This is a genomic window from Stutzerimonas chloritidismutans (genome assembly GCF_020783375.1).
Lineage (GTDB): Bacteria > Pseudomonadota > Gammaproteobacteria > Pseudomonadales > Pseudomonadaceae > Stutzerimonas > Stutzerimonas kunmingensis.
On record NZ_CP086067.1, the window covers coordinates 4082058 to 4097636 of the forward strand.

At 65.3% G+C, this 15579-nt stretch carries 9 protein-coding genes; 4 read left to right on the plus strand and 5 right to left on the minus strand.

All coding sequences use genetic code 11. The features are described from left to right. Positions 1-13: 13 nt before the first annotated feature. From argA to LLJ08_RS19220, 4 genes are all read right to left on the minus strand, one after another. Positions 14-1312: an amino-acid N-acetyltransferase gene (gene argA, locus LLJ08_RS19205; protein ID WP_014821979.1), complete on the minus strand. Its 1299-nt coding sequence runs from the start codon at positions 1310-1312 to the stop codon at positions 14-16. 41 nt (positions 1313-1353) lie between these two features. Continuing rightward, positions 1354-2514 (minus strand): acetylornithine deacetylase, encoded by a 1161-nt coding sequence (gene argE / locus LLJ08_RS19210; RefSeq protein ID WP_228207702.1) that lies wholly within the window; start codon positions 2512-2514, stop codon positions 1354-1356. Between the two features lie 116 nt (positions 2515-2630). Further along, positions 2631-3896, minus strand: coding sequence for an inorganic phosphate transporter (locus LLJ08_RS19215; protein WP_228207703.1), 1266 nt, complete (start codon positions 3894-3896; stop codon positions 2631-2633). A 39-nt stretch (positions 3897-3935) separates the two neighbouring features. After that, on the minus strand, positions 3936-4613 hold the full coding sequence (locus LLJ08_RS19220; protein WP_031298440.1) for a TIGR00153 family protein: 678 nt from the start codon (positions 4611-4613) through the stop codon (positions 3936-3938). A gap of 113 nt (positions 4614-4726) precedes the next feature. Here LLJ08_RS19220 and LLJ08_RS19225 point away from each other — a divergent pair, with 113 nt between their 5' ends. Next, complete coding sequence (locus tag LLJ08_RS19225) at positions 4727-6091, plus strand: CYTH domain-containing protein (protein WP_228207704.1); 1365 nt, start codon at positions 4727-4729, stop codon at positions 6089-6091. Between the two features lie 105 nt (positions 6092-6196). Continuing rightward, positions 6197-7981, plus strand: a complete 1785-nt coding sequence (gene tfpB / locus LLJ08_RS19230) for a type IV pilus assembly ATPase TfpB (RefSeq protein WP_042923064.1) — start codon at positions 6197-6199, stop codon at positions 7979-7981. Positions 7982-8150: 169 nt separating this feature from the next. Here tfpB and LLJ08_RS19235 read toward each other — a convergent pair whose 3' ends face one another. Further along, entirely contained in the window at positions 8151-8864 is a 714-nt protein-coding gene (locus LLJ08_RS19235; protein ID WP_228207705.1) for a murein L,D-transpeptidase catalytic domain family protein, read from the minus strand. 227 nt (positions 8865-9091) lie between these two features. Between LLJ08_RS19235 and LLJ08_RS19240 the strand changes: the two genes are divergently transcribed. Then, positions 9092-10678: a L,D-transpeptidase family protein gene (locus tag LLJ08_RS19240; protein ID WP_473774568.1), complete on the plus strand. Its 1587-nt coding sequence runs from the start codon at positions 9092-9094 to the stop codon at positions 10676-10678. Positions 10679-10869: 191 nt separating this feature from the next. Next, positions 10870-15579, plus strand: a complete 4710-nt coding sequence (locus tag LLJ08_RS19245) for a PAS domain S-box protein (protein WP_228207707.1) — start codon at positions 10870-10872, stop codon at positions 15577-15579.

Consider the following 15579-nt stretch of genomic DNA (forward strand, 5'->3'; position numbering starts at 1 on the left):
CCGCCGGCACACTTCAGAGCGGTTTCTCGAAGATCTTCGAATTACGCTGGAAGTTGTACAACGAAGCCCGCGCGGCCGGCAGACGGTCGACGCTGATCGGCTCGAAGCCGCGCTCCTGGAACCAGTGCGCGGTGCGTGTGGTGAGCACGATCAGCTTCTTCAACCCCAGCGCCCGGGCACGCTCCTCGATGCGTTCGAGCAGCTCATCGCCGCGACCGCCGTGGCGGTATTCCGGATTGACCGCCAGGCAGGCAAGCTCGCCGGCATCCGAGTCGGAAATCGGATAAAGCGCCGCACAGGCGATGATCAGGCCGTCACGCTCGACGATGCTGAACTGCTCGACCTCGCGCTCCAGCACCTCGCGCGAGCGCCGCACCAGAATGCCCTGCTCCTCCAGCGGCGTGATCAGATCGATCAACCCGCCCACATCCTCGATGGTTGCCTCGCGCAGCTGCTCGAACTGCTCCTGGGTTACCAGCGTGCCGCCGCCATCGCGGGTGAACAGCTCGTTGAGCAACGCACCGTCGTCGGCGTAGCTGACCACATGACTGCGCCGCACGCCGCCGCGACAGGCCTGCGCGGCGGCGTCGAGCAGCTCGGCCTGGTACTGGCTACCGAGGCGTTCGACATAGGCCGGAATCTGCTGCGGACGCAGCTCGCGCACCAGCTTGCCGCTTTCGTCGAGCAAGCCTGGCTCGGCGCCGTAGAGCACCAGCTTGTCGGCCTGGAGATCGATGGCCGCACGCGTGGCGACATCCTCGCAGGCCAGGTTGAATATCTCGCCAGTCGGCGAATATCCCAGCGGCGACAGCAACACGATGGTGCGCTCGTCCAGCAGCCGGCCGATGCCCTTGCGGTCGATACGGCGTACTTCGCCGGTGTGATGCAGATCGACGCCATCGAGCACGCCGATCGGCCGCGCGGTGACGAAGTTGCCACCGGCCACCCGCAGTCGCGCGCCCTGCATCGGCGACGCCGCCATATCCATCGACAGCCGTGCCTCGAGGGCGATGCGCAACTGGCCAACCGCGTCGATCACGCACTCCATGGTCGGCGCGTCGGTGACGCGCAGATCGCGATGGAAGCGCGGTTCGATGCCACGGGCGGCCAGGCGCGCCTCGATCTGCGGACGCGAGCCGAATACCAGCACCAGGCGTACACCAAGGCTGTGCAGCAGCACCAGGTCGTGGACGATGTTGGCGAAGTTGGCGTGCTCCAGGCCGTCGCCCGGCAGCATGACGACGAAGGTGCGGTCACGGTGCGAGTTGATATAGGGCGAGGAGTCGCGAAGCCAGGTGACGTAGTCGTGCATGTAAAAGCCTTCGTGGCGGGTTCTATTCGTCTGTATTGGAGTCAGTTCGCGGCGGTCTGCGGCTGCAGGCAGTAGTGCTCGATCATCCGCCGCAGCAGCTGCACGGTCGGTTCGATGCGCTCGAGCTGCAGGTATTCGTCGGGCTGGTGCGCGCAGGCGATGTCGCCGGGCCCCAGCACAAGCGTTTCGCAGCCGAGCTGCTGAAGATAAGGCGCTTCGGTGGCAAACGCCACCGCCTCGGCCTGGTGCCCGGTGAGGCGCTCGGCCAGCCGTACCAGCTCGCTTTCCGCCCCCTGCTCGAAGGCTGGCACCGCGGGGAACAGCGGCGCCAGGTCGATTTTCACCTGGTGCTGCTCGGCCAGCGGCTGCAGGCGCTGGCGGATGATCGTCCGCAGCTGCTGCGGGTCCATGCCCGGTAGCGGGCGCAGATCGAACTCCAGCGAACATTGCCCGCAGATGCGGTTGGGGTTGTCGCCGCCATGGATGCAGCCGAAGTTGAGCGTCGGCTTGGGCACGTCGAACAGCGGGTTGTCGTATTCGCCCTGCCACTGGCGGCGCAGCGTCATCATCTCGCCGATCACGCCGTGCATGGCTTCCAGCGCGCTGTGACCATAGGCCGGGTTCGACGAATGCCCGCTCTGTCCGAGGATGTCGATGCGCTCCATCATGATGCCCTTGTGCAGGCGTACCGGGCGCAGGCCGGTGGGCTCGCCGATCACCGCGGCGCGCCCGAGCGGCCGGCCGGCTTCGGCCAGGGCACGGGCGCCAGACATCGAACTCTCTTCATCGCAGGTGGCGAGAATCAGCAATGGGCGGCGGAACGGCTGCTCCAGCAGCGGCCGAACCGCCTCGATGATCAGCGCGAAGAAGCCTTTCATGTCGCAGCTGCCGAGGCCGTACCAGCGGTCATCGGCCTCGCGCAGCTTCAGTGGATCGGACTGCCACAGCGCGGCATCGAACGGCACGGTATCGCTGTGCCCGGCCAGCACCAGCCCGCCGGGACCACTGCCATAGCTGGCGAGCAGGTTGAATTTCCCCGGCGCGACTTCCGGCGTTTCGCAGGTGAAGCCCAGCTCACCGAGCCAGGCCGCGAGCAACTCGATCACAGGACGATTGCTCTGATCCCAGCCCGGCTGCGTACAGCTGACCGAGGGTGCCGCGAGGAGCGCAGCGAACTGCTCCTTGAATGAGGGAATGGGCACCGGCTACCTCCGTGATGCAATCGGAACGAGCCTGCAGTGAAGCATGAAACGCGCCACGACGGGACCCGCAAACGAAAACGCCCCGCCGAGGCGGGGCGCAAACATCGTTCACTGCCTTAGAGGAAGATGAACTTGAGCACGGTGAAGAAGACGATCGCCAGGAACGCACCGGCCGGCAGGGTGATCAGCCAGGACATGAAGATCGAGCCCACGACACCCAGGTTCAGCGCACCGATACCGCGCGCGATACCGATCCCGAGAACCGCTCCGACCAGCGTGTGAGTCGTGGAGACCGGCAGGCCGATGGCCGATGCGCCGACCACGGTTGTCGCGGTAGCCAGTTCGGCGGCAAAACCGCGGCTTGGCGTCAGCTCGGTGATTTCCTTGCCGATGGTGGCGATCACCTTGTAGCCGTAGGTGGCCAGACCGATGACGATACCTATCGCACCAAGCAGCAACACCCAGCCCGGCACGGCAGACTTGGCCGCGATGTCGGCGGCGCCGCCGGACTCGATCACACCGACGATGGCGGCCAGCGGACCAACCGCGTTGGCGACATCGTTGGCGCCATGGGCGAAGGCCATCGAGCAGGCGGTGAAGATCATCAGGACGGCGAACACCTTTTCCACGCTGGCGAAGTGAAAGGTCTTGTCGGCCTCGACGTCGACCTTGATCCGCGAGAGCAGCGCGATACCCGCGAGCATCACCAGCAGGCCGATGCCGAAGGCCAGCAGGATGCCCTGACCGCTGCTGAGGGTCAGACCGACATGCTTGAGGCCCTTGGTGACCGTCATCAGCGCGACCATGAAGCCGGTCAGGAACATGTACAGCGGCACGAAGCGCTTGGCGTTCTCGAACGGATGATCGGTATTGATGATCAGCTTCTGCACGCTCATGAACAGGCCGAAGGCGACGATACCGGACAGCATCGGCGTCACCACCCAGCTGGCGACGATGGGGCCGATGGCGTCCCAGTGAACCGCATCGGTGGACACGCCGACGGCCGCGAAGCCGATGACCGCACCGATGATCGAATGCGTGGTGGAGACCGGCCAGCCCTTCATCGTTGCGATCAGCAGCCAGGTACCGGCGGCGAGCAGCGCCGACATCATCCCCAGCACCATCAGGTCAGGGGAAATCACCTCCGCGTCGACGATGCCGTTCTTGATCGTCTCGGTGACTTCGCCGCCGGCCAGATAGGCGCCGCAGAACTCGAAGATCATGGCCACGATGATGGCCTGCTTGATGGTCAGCGCCCGAGAACCGACCGAAGTGCCCATGGCATTGGCCACGTCGTTGGCGCCCACGCCCCAGGCCATGAAGAAACCGAATGCGCAGGCAAGGATCAGGAGTACGAAGCCGTAATCCGCAATAAGAGACATAAGGAGTTACCTGTTGAACCCAGAAAGGATGCTGGCGCCTCAGCGCGCCAGCAGTTGTTCCAGACGGTTGCCGACGCGCTCTGCGCGGTCGGCTACATCACCGATCCATTCGATGATCTTGTAGAGAAAGATCACGTCGACTGCTGGCAAATCCTTTTCCAGATGGAACAGCGCACGGCGAACCGTGATCTGCATGCGGTCGGTTTCCCGCTCGATTTCCTCAAGCTCTTCGACCATCTTCTCGACGAGGGTGGCTTCGCGGCCGCTGAAGCCGGTTTCCAGCAGCGAATCCAGTTCCTTCAGCGCTTTCAGCGCCTGGGCGCTGGCATCCACGGTGCGTTGCACGTAGGCGAGCATCTGCGGCTGCAGTGCCTGCGGGATGGTCATGCAGCGACCCAGCATCAGGCCGGCGATGTCCTTGGCGCGGTTGGCGATCTTGTCCTGTACACTCAACAGGTCCAGCAGATCGGAGCGCGGCACCGGCAGGAACAGGCTCTTGGGCAGGTGCTGGCGAACGCTCTTCTTGAGCTTGTCGGCTTCGTTTTCCAGCTGCGACATCTGCTGCTGAATCTGCTCGACCTTCTCCCAGTCTTCGGCCATGACCGCCTGGAATAGCGGCACCAGGTTCGCTGCACATTCATGCGACTTGGCCATATGCTGTTGCATCGGGCCGATTGGCGAACGTCCGAACAAGCTGACGAAAGGATTGACTGGCATAGGGTATGGCCCCGGCTTGAAAGAGGCGGCAAGTATACGGACAGGCCATCACGCCTGCTACCGTGCGTCATCAGGCTGCAACATCCACACATCATAGGCACCCAGTCGGCACCATGCAGAAAGAAACCGAAATCAAGCTACGCGCCAGCCGCGAAACCCTGCTCGCCCTGCGCGATCATCCGCTGCTGAAGAAGCGCAACAAGAGTGGCTGGTCGCGCCATGAGCTGTTCAACCAGTATTACGACACCGCCGAGCGCGACCTCGCCCAGGCCCGCGTCGCGCTGCGCCTGCGCCGCGACGGCGAACAGTTTATCCAGACCCTGAAAAGCCGCGGCCAGAGCGTCGCCGGGCTTTCCGAGCGCAACGAGTGGGACTGGTATCTGGACAAGGCCAAGCTCGACACCAAGAAGCTTGACGACGACTGCTGGCCGGCCAGCCTCGCCGAGCTGGACAAGAAAAGTCTCAAGCCGATCTTCACCACCGACTTCGTGCGCGAGAAAGCCGAAATTGCCTGGGGCCGCGGCAAGACCAAGGTGGTGATCGAGGCGGCGCTGGATCTGGGCCAGGTCAAGGCCGGCAAGCAGTCCGAGGAAATCTGCGAACTGGAGCTCGAGCTGCGCCAGGGCGATCCGGAAGCGCTGCTGGAATTGGCGGCCGAGCTGGCCGCCGACCTGCCGCTGATGCCCTGCGACATCAGCAAGGCCGAGCGCGGCTATCGCCTGCATGACGCCGATGGCTACAACCTGCAGCTGCCGGCGCCGGCACTCGACGCTACGATGCCGCTGGACGACGCGGTGGTAGCCCTCGGCTGGCAGCTGCTGGGCAACAGCCAGCGTCTGGCTGAGCAGTACCGCTTCAATGGCCGCTGGAAACTGCTGAGTGACTGGCTGCAGCAGCTGATCGAGCTGCGCGCCCTGCTCGGCAGCCTCGGCCAGGCCGCCCCGCGCGCCAGCAGTCGTGAGCTGCGTGAACTGCTCGACGCGCTGATCCAGGACTGGCGCCCACGGGTCGAAGCCGGCCAGGACGATGAAGGCGTGCGCAAGGCCGCACCAGTGCAGTTCGCCGAGGAACTGGGCCAGACCCGCTGGGGCCTGCTGTCGCTGAAAGCCTCGCTCTGGCTGCTGCAGCGCAGCTGGACCGAAGGCCGCAATGCGCGCGGCGATCGCCAGGGCGCTGCCGAGCTGGGCAAGTGGCTGCTGCATCTGCTGGCGGAAGAAGCCAAGGCCCTGCAACTGCCGCGCTACCAGCAGCAACCCGAAGACCTCGCCGAACAGAGCCCGCGCATGGAGCGCCTGCTAGTCTGGCTGCATCTGGCCCGCAGCGTGCTGGAGTTGCCGGAAGTCGATCGACTGTACGGCGAGCTGGCCAAGCTGCATGAACTGGCCCGCCAGCCCATCGACGAGCAAGCGCTGGAAATGCGCGTCGAGCAGGCGCACCTGGTCTGGACGCTCAAGGCCTGGAAGCAGCTGGAGAAATAGCGTCCCAGACGGCGCAAGCTGCTCAAAGTTGAACCCCGGCGGCAGACAACGCCGGGGCTTTAGCGGCAAGCTTGGCTTTTCCCGCCGCTGCGTCGAAGGAATCCCATGTCCGTGCTGAACTCGCCCTCCCAGGACCGCCCTCTCGATCTCGCCGATCTGTTGCGCGAGTTGGTCGCCCAGGGGCGGGTCGCGCAGGACAGCGCCGAACAATGCCTGACGGTCCGCCGCAGCGCGGTGGCCAACCAGCAGCATCCGCTGGAATTCCTCGCCGCGCAGCAGCTTGATGATCTGCAGCGGCCGGGCAAGAAGCTCGATCTGGAAACACTGACCGTCTGGCTGGCGGAACGCGCCGGTCAGCCGTATCTGCGCATCGACCCGCTGAAGATCGACGTCGCCGCCGTCACCCCACTGATGTCCTATGCCTTCGCCCAGCGCCACAGCATTCTCGCAGTGGCGGTGGACAGCAGCGCCGTCACCATCGCCAGCAGCCAGCCCTTCGTGCACGGCTGGGAAGCCAACCTGACCCACGTGCTCAAGCGCCCGATCAAGCGCGTGGTGGCCAACCCGAGCGACATTCAGCGCTTCACCGTCGAGTTCTACCGCCTGGCCAAGTCGGTCAGCGGCGCCAGTGGTACCGATCAGAAAATCAGCGGCGTCGGCAATTTCGAGCAGCTGCTCAACCTCGGCGCCAGCGATCAGGAACCGGACGCCAACGACTCGCACATCGTCAACATCGTCGACTGGCTGTTCCAGTACGCCTTCCAGCAACGCGCCAGCGATATCCACATCGAGCCGCGTCGCGAGCAGGGCTCGGTACGCTTTCGCATCGACGGCGTGCTGCACAACGTCTATCAGTTTCCGCCGCAGGTGACGATGGCGGTGGTCAGCCGACTAAAGTCTCTCGGCCGGATGAACGTCGCCGAGAAGCGCAAACCGCAGGATGGCCGGGTCAAGACCAAGACGCCGGAAGGCGGCGAAGTCGAGCTGCGCCTGTCGACGCTGCCAACGGCATTCGGCGAGAAGATGGTGATGCGTATCTTCGACCCCGAAGTGCTGCTCAAGGGCTTCGACCAGCTGGGCTTTTCCGCTGACGACCTGCGCCGCTGGCAGAGCATGACCGGCCAGCCCAACGGCATCATCCTCGTCACCGGGCCGACCGGCTCGGGCAAGACCACCACGCTCTACACCACGCTCAAGCAGCTGGCGACGCCCGAGGTGAACGTCTGCACCATCGAGGACCCGATCGAGATGATTGAGGGCGCCTTCAACCAGATGCAGGTGCAGCACAACATCGATCTGACCTTCGCCAGCGGCGTGCGCGCGCTGATGCGTCAGGACCCAGACATCATCATGGTCGGCGAGATCCGCGACCTGGAAACCGCCGAGATGGCCATCCAGGCCGCACTGACCGGCCACCTGGTGCTCTCCACCCTGCACACCAACGACGCGCCCAGCGCGATCACCCGCTTGCTGGAACTGGGCGTGCCGCACTACCTGCTCAAGGCCACACTGCTCGGCGTCATGGCCCAGCGTCTGGTGCGCACGCTGTGCCCGCACTGCAAGGCGCCGATGCAGCTGGATGCAGACGACTGGAGCGCATTGACCAAACCCTGGAACGCCCCGCTGCCGACCACCGCGCAACGGGCGGTAGGCTGCCTGGAATGCCGCGACACTGGTTTCCGCGGTCGCGCCGGGGTCTACGAGATCATGCTGCTGAACGACGCGATCAAGCCGCTGATCACCGCCGACACCGACATCGTCGCCCTGCGCCGCCAGGCCTTCAAGGATGGCATGCGCAGCCTGCGCCTCTCAGGCGCCCAGAAGATCGCCGCCGGCCTCACCACCGTGGAAGAAGTGCTGCGGGTGACGCCGCAGAGCGAGCAGAAATAGCCGGAGGCTCGAGGCGTTTGTAGGGTGGGTGTCGCTTTTTACATCCACCACAACTCCGTCCGGTGGATCGGTGAAGCGTGATCCACCCTACGCCACCTCGGACCGCACCTGCGTCAGTGCCCGCACTTGCGCCGATGAGGCCGACCCTAGCGACGATCCGAATGCTGCATCAGCCGCCCGAACGTGCAGCGAGAATGGTCGCGACCTGGTTGGGCTTGCAGTTGAGATACGCCGAGGATTGCAGCCATTGCTGGTCGGGGTACCAGGAGAACATGAACTGGCCGCCCTTGAGGCTATCGACCACCATCCGCGCCACCTCAGGCCGTACCGCCGGGCAGCCCTGACTGCGGCCGATGCGGCCCTGGGTGGCAATCCAGGAAGGATTCACGTAAGCCGCCGGGTGGATGACGATGGCGCGTTCGCGGGCGCGGTCATTGATTCCCGGCTCCAATCCGTCCATGCGCAGCGAGTAGCCATGCTTGCCGCTGTAGCTTTCGGCGGTGCGGAACAGACCGATGCTGGACTGGTGACTGCCTACCGTATTGGAGAACTGCGTGGCGTGATTGTCGCCGGACTTCTGGCCATGGGCGACCAGGTCCTCGAGCAGCAACTCTTCCTTTTCCAGATCGAAGATCCACAGCCGTCGCTCGCTGGAGGGCAGCGAGAAATCGATCACCGCCAGACGCTGGGCAGCACTTGCACCGTTGTTGACGGCGCACCGCATGGCCGCGACGGCGTGGGTCAGAACCTGGCGGTCGAGCTTGGGCGCCAATCGGGCCAGGCTGTCGACCATCGGCTGATAGGTTCCACCAGCCGCCCAGACAGGCGAAGCGAGAACGAAAAGTCCCGCCGCCAGGCAGGCACGTCGAAGCATGGACATCATCGAGCAAGCAACCTCGTCGGGCCCGGCCTGACGACTTCCTGTCTGACCGGCGCCGCATACTCGCTGCCGAACACAGCAGCAGCGCAACAAAGCCGGGCGGGACGAACGTGCGCCCAATGCCCGGCAGGATATGTTTTTATGGGCCCGAAAGAATGCCGGCAGACACCGGAACGGCGGCCCTACAGGCGCGCAGTCTAGCAGTCACGGGAATGGCCTGGAGCGATAAATTGTTCAAAAAATGTGCATTTCGTCTTGCCGTCTGGCTCTGCCTCGCCCCGATCGCGGCCTCGGCAGAGCCGCTCGTCGCGCCGCCGACGCCGCTCGAAACCGCGCTGACAAACCTGCCAGAGCTCTGCACGGCGATGCCGGACAGGCCGGAGCCAGAGGCGCTGCAGCGACTGTCGGCATTCTATGCAGCCGTGCATCACCAACCGGTGTGGAATTCCTATGCGACGCTCGACGGCTTGCTGCAGCAGCTCGCGCAACTGGCCGATGACGGTCTGGACCCGGCGCAGTATCAGCCGGCGCGCATACGCGAGCAGCTCTATCAGTCTTCGACCGCGCCGCTGCATCGCGAATGCGCTGACATCCTCACCAGCCACGCCTATCTGGAAGCGCTGCACCATCTGGCCCGTGGCCGCCTGCGCCAGGCCGATGTCGAGCCGATCTGGCGCAGCCCCGACGCCGCGGAGCGCGACGATAGCCAGCAATTGCTGCAGATCGCCGTGCAGGGGCTTACCGATCTGCCGCAGGCCTTCGAGCGCGCCCGCCCGGCCCTTGCGCTGTACCGCGACTTGCGCGCCGCCTATGCGCGGTTGCGCCTGGCGCCGCTGCCCGCCTGGCGGCCATTGCCGGACGGCACGACGCTGCGACCCGGCATGAGCGATGAACGTGTGCCGCTGCTGCGCGAAATGCTGCTCGCCGGCGCCGCCAGTACGGCGGCGCTGGAGCCGCGCTACGACGACGAGCTGGTCGAGGCGGTGCGCCGCTTTCAGACGCGACATGGCTTGGAAGCCGACGGCGTGATCGGCGCCGGCACTCTGGCTGCATTGAACGTCAGCCCGGCCAGCCGTCTCGATCAGGTGCGTATCAATCTGGAGCGCCTGCGCTGGATCAGTCGTGACCTCGAGCCGCAATCGCTGCTGGTGGATATCGCCGGCGCACGGCTGATCTACTACCGCGACAGCTGCCCGTTCTGGCAGACGCGCACCCAGGTCGGCCGCCAGGCGCGGCAGACGCCGCCGCTGAAATCACAGATCACCCGACTCACGCTCAACCCCACCTGGACCGTACCTCCGACCATCCTGCAGCAGGACAAGCTGCCGTTGATCCGCGAGGACGCCGGCTACCTCGCGCGTCACGGGATGCGCGTGCTCGATGCCCAGGGCAACGACCTGGACCCGGCCAGCATCGACTGGCATGCACCGCGCAACATCATGCTGCGCCAGGAGGCAGGTCCGGCCAATCCGCTCGGACAGGTGGCGATCCGCTTCGCCAACCCGTTCTCGGTGTACCTGCACGATACGCCGAGCAAGCCGCTGTTCGATCTCAGCGAGCGTGCCCTCAGCTCTGGCTGCGTGCGCGTCGAAGGGGCGCTGCAGCTGGTCGATCTGCTACTCGACGAAGACGAGCGCGAGACCGTCGCCAGACTGCTGCAGACCGGCAAGACCCACGAGTATCGCCTGGCGCGCCGCACGCCGATCCTGATGGCCTACTGGACCGCGGCCGTCGACGACACCGGCCAGCTGCGCTATCGCCCGGACATTTACCAGCGCGATGCCGCGCTCCTCAGGGCGCTGGACGCGGCGCGTTAGCGTAACGCTGACGACCCGGTGCGGGCACCCGCGCGGCGTTCCGTTCGTCGGGAGTTTCGTCGCCTGCTGCCTGAACCAAGCAGGCTCGGCGTAGTCTTTTGCTGACCGCTCGACACACCCGCCGCTGAAGGGTGGTCGACTGACAGACCCGTCTGAATTACTCAGTGCCATGGATAGCCGAGCAGGACACCTTGAACGCCGAACACAGCGCCCTCACAGCGACCTGGAATGAAGCTGAACGGCTGATCGCATTGGCTCGTTATGCCGCGCTCGACGTCTCGTGCGACGCGGAGCTGGATGAGCTTGCCGCCATGGCTGCGGACCTCTGTGCCTGTCCGGCGGCGGCGATCCATTTCATCAATGACCAGTACCAGTACTGCAAGGGCGCCTTCGCGCTCCAGCGCGAGCCCGTTCCGCTCACGCGCTCGCTCTGTGCCCGCGCGATCCTGCAATCCGAGCCGCTGATCACCAGGCAAAGCGGCGAGCTCAGCGCGCCCGTGGAAATGCCACGTCTCGCCGCAGGCGAGCCCGCTCGCTTCTATGCCGCGGCGATCCTGCGCGACGACGACGGCCTGCCGCTGGGTACGCTGTGCGTCTGCGACCGCCAGCCACGCGAGCTCTCGCCACATCAGGGTGCGCAACTGCAGACAGTGGCACGCCAGGTCATGGCGCTGCTGGAACTGCGGCGCTTGCGCGGCGAAGACGCGCGCAGCCGCCAGATCATCGACAGCGCCCAGGACTACGCCATTCTCGCCAGCGACCCGCGCGGGTGCATCACCAGCTGGAACAGCGGTGCGCAGCGCATGCTCGGCTGGACTGCCAAAGAGATGATTGGCCAGCCGCTCGCCCGCATCTTCACCGAAGAGGATTGCGCACAACACGCGCCTGAGCAGGAAATGCGCACGGCACGTGAGAAAGGCAGCGCCATCGATGAACGCTGGCACCAGCGCAAGGACGGTTCCCGCTTCTGGGCCAGTGGAGTGCTTACCCCGCTTTTGCACGACGGCAAGCCGCAGGGCTTCGTCAAAATCCTCCGCGATTTGACCGAAGCGCGGCTGCAGCAGAGCTTCGCCCGGGAAATGGAGGAGCGCTACCGCACGCTGGTCGACCTCAGTCCACAGGTGGTCTGGCAATGCGATGCCGATGGCAGCCTGAGCTATTGCAACAGTTACTGGTGCGAATTCACCGGCCTGGACGAGCAGCAATCACGTGGCGACGGCTGGCTTGTCGCGGTCTCCGCGAACGATCGCCAGCGTACGGCCGAACAATGGCAGGCCGCGCTGCAACGCCAACTACCGTTCAAGCTCGAACTGCCCCTGCGCGACATCGATGGCCAGCCGCGCTGGTTCCAGGTCAGCGCTGCACCGATCTACGATGCCGACGGACAATTGCTGCACTGGGTCTGCGTGGCCCAGGACGTCGACAGCCGCCGGCGCTCGGAGATGCAGCGGCTGGAGAGCGAAGCCTTCACCCGCCTGTTGCTGGATTCGGCCAACGAAGGTTTCTACTCCATCGACCGCGGCGGCATGGTCACCCTGTGCAACGATGCCTTCCTCAACCTGCTGGGCTTCGCCAGCCGCGAGGAAGTGCTAGGCCGCCAGCTGCACCATGTGATCCATCACAGCCATCCGGACGGCAGCCCCTACCCGGTGCAGGACTGCCCGATCCAGCACACCGCCACGACCGGCGAACCACGCCACGTCGAGCACGAACTGTTCTTCCGCGTCGACGGCAGCAGCCTTCCGGTGGAATACCGGGTGGCGCCGATCTACCGCGACGGCGAGCTGCAGGGCGCCATCTGCACCTTCAGCGACATCAGTGAGCGCACCCAGCACCAGGCATTGCAGGCCTTTCTTCTCGAACTGAGCGATTGCCTACAGGCTTGCAGCGAGCGGGTCGATGTCTGCTGCGTACTTGACGAGCGCCTGGCCCGGCTTACGCACTGTGACTGCATCGCCTGGGGGACCGTGAAGGACGGCACGCTGGCCGTGAAACAGGAATGGCTGGCTGCGGATGCTCCGAGCCGGGTAGGGCGTCATAGCCTGGAAGCGGACGCCGCCGGTTTCATCGACCGCCTGCCAGACGAAAACCTGGTCGTGCTCGAGGAAGACACGTCAGGCAGTGACTCGCTGCTGCAACATCTGGCCGCCCGCTCGGTCCTGTTCACCGAGTTGCCAGGTGTCGAGTCCGGCACCCAGCCCGCGCTGCTCATGTTCGTCCGCAGCCAGCCGCTGCCCTGGAGCCCGGATGACATCGGCCTGGCGCGCGAGGTGCTGGAGCGCATCCGTGCCGCGGCCGAGCGCATGCGGGCCAGCAAGGCCCTGCGCGAAGCCGAGCAGCGCATCAGCCTCGCCAACGAGATCGCCTCGATCGGCGTCTGGGAATACCGCGACAGCCATCATTCGCTGCACTGGGACGCACAACTCAAGGCCATGGCCGGGCTGGCGCCGGATGAGCCGGGGCTGGGTGTGCACGAGATTCTTGCGCGGATCCATCCGGACGACCGCAGCGTGCTGCTCAAGGCGCTGGGCGAGACCCTGGCGGGACGTGGCGACGGCGAGTTCCAGCTCGACTACCGCATCTTCGATACCCGCATCGGCGAGTTCGTCTGGCTCGCCAATCGTGGCCGCCGGCTCGTCGATTCCAGCGGCAAGGTGCGCATCCTCGGTACCGCGCGCAACATCACCGCCGAACGCAACGCTGCCGAACGCATGCTGCGCATGAACGAGATGCTCGAAGAGCAGATCAAGGATCGCCAGCAGGCCGAACAGCGTCAGACCGCGCTGATCGAACTGGGCGACCTGCTGCGCGAGCAGCACGACAGCCAGACCATTGCGCATGCCGCGGTGAGCGTGATCGGCCGCACCATCGGTGTTTCCCGCGTGCTGTTCGCCAGTGTCGATGCACCGAGCCAGAGCGCCACCATCGAGCGCTACTGGAGCGACGGCAGTTCGGACAGCAGCAGCGAAGTGGTGCATTTCGCCGATTACGGGGACTTCTTCTACGATCTGCAGGAGAACGAACTGGTCGTGATCGAAGACGTGCTGCACGATGCCCGCACTGCCAGCCATGCGGAGAACTTCGCCGAAAGCCAGATCCGCAGCATCGTCTGCGTGCCGCTGTTCGAGCAGGGCCGCATTTCCGCGGTGATGATGCTGCTCGAAGAACAGCCGCGCGGCTGGCTCGACGACGACATCTCGTTCATCCGCGAAGTCGCCGACCGCGCCTGGACCGCCGATGAGCGCATGCGCGCCGAACGCGCATTGCGGGAGAGCGAAGAGCAGTTCCGCACCCTCGCCGACAACATGAGCCAGTTCGCCTGGATGGCCGACCCCAGCGGCCACATCTACTGGTACAACAAGCGCTGGTACGACTACACCGGCACCACTGACGAAGCCATGCGCGCCCTTGGCTGGCGCACGGTGAACCACCCGGACCACCATGAGCGGGTCAGCGCCTCGATGAAGCGCGCCTTCGCCATCGGCTCGATCTGGGAAGAAACCTTTCCGTTGCGCGGCAAGGACGGCAAGTACCGCTGGTTCCTCTCCCGCGCGCTGCCGATTCGCGACGACTTCGGCCAGGTTACCCACTGGTTCGGCACCAATACTGACGTCACTGCCCAGGTTGCCGCCGAAGAGGCGCTGCGCGAACTCAACGACAGCCTCGAGCGCCGGGTTGCCGAACGTACCCGCGAGCTGGCGGCGATCAACAGCCGGCTGCACATCGAGATGGCCGAACGCGAGCGCGCCGAAGAAGCGCTGCGCCACGCGCAGAAGATGGAAGCCATCGGACAACTCACCGGCGGCCTGGCGCACGACTTCAACAACATGCTGACCGGCGTGCTCGGCGCGCTCGACCTGATCCAGCGGCGTGTCGCCGGCGGCAATACCGGCGATCTCGACCGCTACATCGACGCCGCGACCACCTCGGCCAACCGTGCCGCGGCGCTGACCCATCGCCTACTGGCCTTTGCCCGTCGCCAGTCGCTGGACCCCAAACCGGTCGACGTGAACCTGTTGGTGGTGTCGATGGAGGACATGCTGCGTCGCACCATGGGCGAGCACATCCGTCTGGAAGTCGAGCTGCAGGCAGATGCCTGGCTCGCTTACACCGACGGCCACCAACTTGAAAACGCCCTGCTCAACCTGGTGATCAATGCCCGGGATGCCATGCCCGATGGCGGACGCCTCGGGGTGAACACGCGCAATGTACGGATCCAACAGCGCCAGCCGGACGCCCCCGAACCGGGCGACTACGTGGTGCTGAGCGTCACCGACAACGGCTCCGGCATGTCGGCTCAGACCATCGCCAAGGCATTCGATCCATTCTTCACCACCAAACCGATCGGCCAGGGCACCGGCCTAGGCCTGTCGATGGTCTACGGCTTCGCCAAGCAGACCGGTGGTCACGTGCGCATCGACAGCACGCTGGGCGAAGGCACGCAGGTCATCCTCTACCTGCCGCGCAACGAGGCCCAGGACGAGCTACCGCCTGCAGCGTCGCAATCGACGGAGGTGCCCAGCGCGACGAACGGGGAGATCGTGCTGGTGGTGGAGGACGAGGCCGCCGTGCGCATGCTCGTCGTGGAGGTGCTGCAGGAGCTGGGCTACCAGGTGCTGGAAGCGGTCGATGCGAATGGCGCGCTGCCCTACCTGCACGGCGATCAGCGCCTCGATCTGCTGGTCACAGATTTCGGCCTGCCCGGCCTGAACGGACGGCAGCTGGTGGAAAGCGCGCGACAGCACCGCCCCGAACTGAAGGTGCTGTTCATCACCGGCTACGTACCGGACGACGAGATGCGTAACGACTTCCTCGCACCCGGCATGGATATCCTCGCCAAACCGTTCAGCATCGACATCCTCGCCGCCCGCATCCGGCGCCTGATCGACGGGCGCGACTAG